Consider the following 2,104-nt stretch of genomic DNA (forward strand, 5'->3'; position numbering starts at 1 on the left):
GGCCATCTTCTCGCGCACATCCTTGAGCTTGTGCTCGGCCAGGCTGCTGGCTTCCTCGCAATGGGTGCCATCCTCCAGCCGCAGTAGCTCGGCGATTTCGTCCAGGCTAAAGCCCAGCCGCTGGGCCGATTTCACGAACCGCACTCGTGTTACATCCGCCTCGCCATAGCGGCGAATGCTGCCATAGGGCTTGTCTGGCTCCGGCAGCAGGCCCTTGCGCTGGTAGAACCGGATGGTCTCCACATTGACCCCGGCCGCCTTGGCAAAAACGCCAATGGTCAGATTCTCAAAATTAATTTGCATATCGCTTGACTCCGTACATAACTACGGAAGTAAGCTTAAGCTATCCAAACCAAATTTGAAAGGACAAGCGTATGTCTGAACCACAAAACGGGCGCGGCGCGCTCTTCGCCGGTGGGCTGGCCGCCATTCTTGCGTCGGCCTGCTGCCTGGGGCCGCTGGTTTTGATCGCCTTGGGGTTCAGCGGGGCATGGATCGGCAACCTGACGGTGCTGGAACCCTATCGCCCGATCTTCATCGGCGCAGCGCTGGTCGCGCTGTTTTTCGCCTGGCGGCGCATCTACCGCCCGGCGCAAGCCTGCAAACCGGGTGAGGTCTGCGCGATTCCCCAAGTGCGAGCTACTTACAAGCTCATTTTCTGGATCGTGGCCGCGCTGGTCCTGGTCTCGCTCGGATTTCCCTACGTCATGCCATTTTTCTATTAATCACAGGAGTTCATCATGAAAAAACTGTTTGCCGCCCTCGCCCTCGCTGCCGTTGTTGCCCCCGTGTGGGCCGCCACCCAGACCGTCACGCTGTCCGTGCCTGGCATGACCTGCGCCTCTTGCCCGATCACTGTCAAGCACGCGCTTTCCAAGGTTGAGGGCGTGAGCAAGACCGACGTAAGTTTCGACAAGCGCCAGGCCGTCGTCACCTTCGACGATGCCAAGACCAACGTCCAGAAGTTGACCAAGGCGACCGAGGACGCGGGCTATCCGTCCAGCCTCAAACGCTGATCCGTTAACCGAACTCGGGAGCGACACATGGGACTCATCACGCGCATCGCTGGCAAAACCGGCGCGCTCGGCAGCGTCGTTTCCGCGATGGGCTGCGCCGCCTGTTTTCCTGCCATCGCCAGCTTTGGCGCGGCCATCGGACTGGGCTTCTTGAGCCAGTACGAGGGGCTATTCATTGGCATCCTGCTGCCGATGTTCGCCGGCATCGCGTTACTCGCCAATGCTATCGCTTGGCTCAATCATCGACAGTGGCGACGCACGGCGCTCGGCACGATAGGCCCGATCTTGGTGCTGGCAGCGGTGTTTTTAATGCGGGCTTACGGCTGGCAGAGCGGTGGACTGCTCTATGTCGGCCTGGCCTTGATGGTTGGGGTGTCGGTCTGGGATTTCATCTCGCCAGCACATCGCCGCTGCGGGCCGGACAGCTGTGAATTGCCAGAACAACGTGGCTGACGGCAACAGCCGTAGCCACCACAGAAAAGGAAAAATACATGACCACCCTGAAAATCACCGGGATGACCTGCGACTCGTGCGCGGCTCACGTCAAGGAAGCCTTGGAGAAAGTGCCCGGCGTGCAATCGGCGCTGGTGTCCTATCCGAAGGGCACAGCGCAACTCGCCATTGAGGCGGGCACGTCATCGGATGCGCTGACTACCGCCGTGGCCGGACTGGGCTACGAGGCAACGCTTGCCGATGCGCCACCGACGGACAACCGCGCCGGCCTGCTCGACAAGATGCGCGGCTGGATAGGGGCCGCTGATAAGCCCAGTGGCAACGAACGCCCGTTGCAGGTCGTCGTCATTGGTAGCGGTGGCGCGGCAATGGCGGCAGCACTGAAGGCCGTCGAGCAAGGCGCGCACGTCTCGCTGATCGAGCGCGGCACCATCGGCGGCACCTGCGTCAACGTCGGCTGCGTGCCGTCCAAGATCATGATTCGCGCCGCCCACATCGCCCATTTACGTCGGGAAAGTCCGTTCGACGGCGGTATCGCGGCGACTGTGCCTGCGATTGACCGCAGCAAACTACTGGCCCAGCAGCAGGCGCGCGTCGAAGAACTGCGCCATGCCAAGTACGAAGGCATTCTGGAC

At 61.4% G+C, this 2,104-nt stretch carries 5 protein-coding genes; 4 read left to right on the plus strand and 1 reads right to left on the minus strand.

The genetic code is table 11. The features are described 5' to 3' along the window. Positions 1 to 303: MerR family transcriptional regulator (locus ACE3OH_RS21845; protein ID WP_374358285.1), on the minus strand; the 303-nt coding region annotated here is incomplete at its 3' end. Positions 304 to 374: 71 nt separating this feature from the next. Here ACE3OH_RS21845 and merT point away from each other — a divergent pair. From merT to ACE3OH_RS21865, 4 genes are all read left to right on the plus strand, one after another. Further along, positions 375 to 725 carry a mercuric ion transporter MerT gene (merT, locus tag ACE3OH_RS21850; protein ID WP_031623830.1) on the plus strand — a complete coding sequence of 117 codons (351 nt, stop codon included), beginning with the start codon at positions 375 to 377 and terminating at the stop codon, positions 723 to 725. A 15-nt stretch (positions 726 to 740) separates the two neighbouring features. Beyond that, a complete protein-coding gene (gene merP, locus ACE3OH_RS21855; protein ID WP_000732275.1) occupies positions 741 to 1,016 on the plus strand; it encodes a mercury resistance system periplasmic binding protein MerP in 276 nt (91 codons plus the stop codon). Positions 1,017 to 1,043: 27 nt separating this feature from the next. Further along, on the plus strand, positions 1,044 to 1,469 hold the full coding sequence (merC, locus tag ACE3OH_RS21860) for an organomercurial transporter MerC (RefSeq protein ID WP_000522996.1): 426 nt from the start codon (positions 1,044 to 1,046) through the stop codon (positions 1,467 to 1,469). Positions 1,470 to 1,507: 38 nt separating this feature from the next. Next, the coding region (locus tag ACE3OH_RS21865; protein ID WP_374358293.1) for an FAD-dependent oxidoreductase at positions 1,508 to 2,104 on the plus strand (597 nt) is incomplete at its 3' end.

Source organism: Chitinimonas sp., from assembly GCF_041904975.1.
Lineage (GTDB): Bacteria > Pseudomonadota > Gammaproteobacteria > Burkholderiales > Chitinimonadaceae > Chitinimonas.

Bases quoted from the DNA above. Each gene is read 5' to 3' on its own strand.
- merP (WP_000732275.1), top strand. From the start codon at position 741: ATGAAAAAACTGTTTGCCGCCCTCGCCCTCGCTGCCGTTGTTGCCCCC.
- merT (WP_031623830.1), top strand. From the start codon at position 375: ATGTCTGAACCACAAAACGGGCGCGGCGCGCTCTTCGCCGGTGGGCTG.
- merC (WP_000522996.1), top strand. From the start codon at position 1,044: ATGGGACTCATCACGCGCATCGCTGGCAAAACCGGCGCGCTCGGCAGC.